Origin of the sequence: Rugamonas violacea, assembly GCF_016461825.1 — a bacterium.
Classification (GTDB): domain Bacteria; phylum Pseudomonadota; class Gammaproteobacteria; order Burkholderiales; family Burkholderiaceae_D; genus Rugamonas.
Map to the genome: position 1 here is coordinate 289,245 of NZ_JAEMNU010000123.1, position 3,499 is coordinate 292,743.

Genomic DNA, 3,499 nt, shown 5'->3' on the forward strand with positions numbered 1-3,499 from the left:
CCCCCCCCCCCCCCCCCCCCCCCCGGCTCTTCGCCGTCGGGGTAAGCAAGCATCGCCGGCGCCCTGAAGCGCGTTACAAGTCGTACTTCAACTCGGCCAACAGCGTGCGCTGGGTGTAGGGATGATAGGCCCAGTACTTGGCGTTGTTGAGGTTGTCGATACCGACCGACGCCGTCCAGTGATTGTCGACCCGGTAGCGCACCCGCACATCGGTGACGAAGTAGCGCGACACGCCCGTGTAGGTCGAGCCGTTCGGATCGCTGTTGTCCAGCGTGCCGTACTGCTTGCCGCTGTAGCGCGCGCCGAAGCTGGTGCTCCACTTGTCGCCGACATGGTAGGAGGCGAGGAAGGTGGCGCGCCAGGCCGGCACGCGTGGCTGCAGCTTGCCCACGCTGGCCGGCAGCGCGTCGTTGCTGACGATCTTGGAGTCGGCGTAGGTCAGGCTGTCGCTGAGCGAGAGGCCGTGCAGCAGCACCTCGTCGGCCTGGTGCGACAACTCCAGCCCGCTGGTGCGGATGCGGCCGACATTCTGTATCGTGTTGACCGTCGGCGATCCGTTCAGCGGCTGCGAGTACAGCGCATCGCGGGTGTCCTCGTGGAACAGCGTGACGCGCAGGCTGGAATTGGCCAGCATCCGCTCGGCGCTCAACTCGCTGGTCCACGAGCGTTCGGCGCGCAGGTTCGGATTGCTGTTGACGATCTGGTTGTCGGCATCGAGCGCGCCCTGGAACAACTCGGCCGCCGTCGGATTGCGCACCGCGCGTCCGGTCGAGGCCTTCAAGGTCCACTCCTGGTTGGCGCGGAAGGCCAGCGCCGCCTTGGGCGACCAGCTGGTTTCGCTGCGCGTGCCGAACGGCACGGGCTTGCCGGCCACCTTGGCGAGCACGCCGTCGAACGCTTGCCAGCGTTCCAGGCGGGCGCCCAGGGTCGCCTTCCACTGCGGGTCGATACGCCAGGCGTCCTGGGCGTACAGGCTTTCCAGCCGCGTGTCGCCGTTGAAGTCGGACATCAGCTTGCCGTCGCCGGCGTGCAGCCAGTCGCCGCTGCTGAACACATGGGTGCGCAACTGGGCGCTGTCGCGCTGCAGGCCGAAGTCGACGATGTGGCCGCCGGCCATGCCGCCCGGCCGCCAGATGCCCTTCAAGGTCAGCGTGTTCCAGCCGCTGCCACCCAGATCGGTGCCGATGCCGGCGCCGTTGCTGCGCGGGTCGGGCACGGCGTCGGTCGGCGTGCGGACCAGGTCGCTGACGTAATCGTAGCGGCTGTAGGCCAGCTCCCAGTCGAACACGCCCTTGCTGTTGCTCTTCAGGGACAGGCCGTGCATCAGGTGTTCCAGTCCGCCGACGCTGGGTGCGAAATCCGACGGCAGCAGCGCGAAGCTCTTGCCGCCGATATTGACCAGGCCCTTGTAGACGGTATTGCCGGCGCCGTCGCGCAGATACGAGGTCGACTTGCGCTCCACATCGTTCTTCCACCAGCCCAGCGTGTAACTGGCGCGCAGCGTCGGCGTCACGTCATAGGCCAGCTTGACCTTGGCGTGATCCTGCACCGTGTGGATCTGGTTGGTCGCGCCGAGTATCCACCACTCCTGCCCCAGCGGATTGCGGTCGGCCCGCGCGCCGGTCACCGCCACGCCGTCCGTGCCGGTCGCGCCCTTGCCGAGCAGCTTGTTGGCGAAGGCGATGGGCTGGCCGTTGTTGTCGAGGCGGGACAGATCCAGCCACCACGACCAGGCGCCGGCGCGGTCGCCGATGGAGGCGCTGCCCTGCTTGCCACGGAAGCTGTCGTCGCTGCCGTACTGTTTGTACTGCTGGCCGAAACCGGACAGCTTGACGTGCGCTTCCAGCTTGCCGGGCATGCGCGTCTGGTAGTCGACCACGGCGCCGACGGCGTTGCCCGGATAGGCGGCCGAGAACGGCCCGTACAGCACGTCGACGCGCTCGATTTCCTCCGGCGTCACCAGGCCCCAGCGCGGCGTGTAGGTGGCGCCGTTGCCGAGCAGGTTGGACAACAGGATGCCGTCGGCGTACACCAGCGAGCGCGCGCTGTTGCCGGTGCCGCTGGCGCGGCTGGCCAGCACGGCATGGTCGTAGTCGCCGATGTAGCGCTTGCGGATGTTCAGGCTGGGGAAGTACTTCAGCGCGTCTTCGGCGTCGGTGGCGTTGATGCGGTCTTCGATCTGGGCGCCGCTGATGCCTTCGATGGTGGTCGGGATCTGCGTCGGCAGCGAGCTGGGACGCCCGCCGTTGACCAGCACGGCGGCCATGGTCTGGCCGGCGTGGTCGGCGGCGGCATAGGTGCTGGTGCCGATCAGCGCCAGCATCAGCGCCAGCGGTTTGTAATTGAAGGGGGTGGACATGATCTTTTCTCTCAGTGCTGATTCATGGCAGCCACGGGCGCGCGTCGGCAACGCCGGCCGGGCCGCTTGCTCATGATGTGTATCCGATTGACGGGCATCTCTACAACCCCGTCGTTCCGTAGCGGCGGACCGCCGCGCGGGGGGAACTCATGCGGTGCATGGGGGGAACTCATGCGGTGCATGGGGGGAACTCATGCAGTGCATGAGTTCCCGCCTGCGCGGGAACGACGGATCGGTTGGTCGAAGTGCCCTTGAGGCGCGCGCGAACCGCCGCCCTCCCGCCTGCGCGGGGGCGACCGTTCAAGCAACGCTGACGGCTGTGGCGGCGGCTTAGTGGCCGGCCGCGCTGTGGGTCAAGGCCTTGATCGGCACGTCAACGGCGATCGACTCGGTCTTCTTGTCCTTGTACTGGATCACCAGGGTCATCGGCACCGTCTCGCCTTCCTTCATCTGGCGTTTCAGGTTCATCAGCATGATGTGGTAGCCACCGGAGGCGAGCTTGACTTCCTGGCCGGCCGGCAGGTCGAGGCCGGCGATCTGATGCATCCTCATCATCTGGCCATCCATCAGCATCTCATGGATTTCGGCGTCGGCCACGGCGGTGCGGACCTCGACCAGGCGCGCGTCGCGGCTCGACTTGAGCAACATGAAGGCGCCGGTGGCCTTGGCGGCCGGCACGCTGGCGCGTATCCAAGGCTGGCTGACGCTGACCTGGGCCAGCGCGCAGGAAGAAACCGCCATCGACAGCAGCAGGGCGAAGAATTGCTTGTTCATGATATTTCCGATATTTGATGGTGCGGCGCCGGCCGCATTCCATGGGCGGCGGCGCGCGCGATAGCCGCCAAGGGCGGCAAGGTCCAGGCGTCTGGCGCCGGAAAACAATGCTCGAACGGAGGGGAAATATCAGACCGCGGGCGGGCCGCGCGGACGGCCGGCCGACCACGCCGTCAAGGGCGACGGCGAACGGTAGAACAGCAGCGGTTGAAGGCGCGCAAGGTCGAACAGGCCGGCGCTGACGGCGTCGGCGGGCGGCAGGCCGAAGCTGCCGGCGTGCGTGACGCAGTAGCCGCAATCGTCCATCCCGATGACGCGCTGCTTTTGCGGCGCCTTGCCGGCGGCCGGCGGCTGCGCCAGCGTGGT

Annotated in this window: 3 protein-coding genes; all 3 read right to left on the reverse strand. The window is 67.4% G+C overall.

The window, feature by feature from the left end; genetic code table 11:
- Positions 1 to 73: 73 nt before the first annotated feature.
- Positions 74 to 2,359 (reverse strand): TonB-dependent receptor, encoded by a 2,286-nt coding sequence (locus H7U20_RS23540; protein ID WP_199761546.1) that lies wholly within the window; start codon positions 2,357 to 2,359, stop codon positions 74 to 76.
- 330 nt (positions 2,360 to 2,689) lie between these two features.
- Positions 2,690 to 3,133 carry a copper chaperone PCu(A)C gene (locus H7U20_RS23545; RefSeq protein WP_199761547.1) on the reverse strand — a complete coding sequence of 148 codons (444 nt, stop codon included), beginning with the start codon at positions 3,131 to 3,133 and terminating at the stop codon, positions 2,690 to 2,692.
- 129 nt (positions 3,134 to 3,262) lie between these two features.
- On the reverse strand, positions 3,263 to 3,499 hold a 237-nt coding region (locus H7U20_RS23550; protein ID WP_370593231.1), incomplete at its 5' end, for a DUF2946 family protein.

What these genes read in the sequence shown, in the direction of transcription:
- H7U20_RS23540 (WP_199761546.1), bottom strand. Translation starts at nt 2,359, where the DNA reads ATGTCCACCCCCTTCAATTACAAACCGCTGGCGCTGATGCTGGCGCTG.
- H7U20_RS23545 (WP_199761547.1), bottom strand. Translation starts at nt 3,133, where the DNA reads ATGAACAAGCAATTCTTCGCCCTGCTGCTGTCGATGGCGGTTTCTTCC.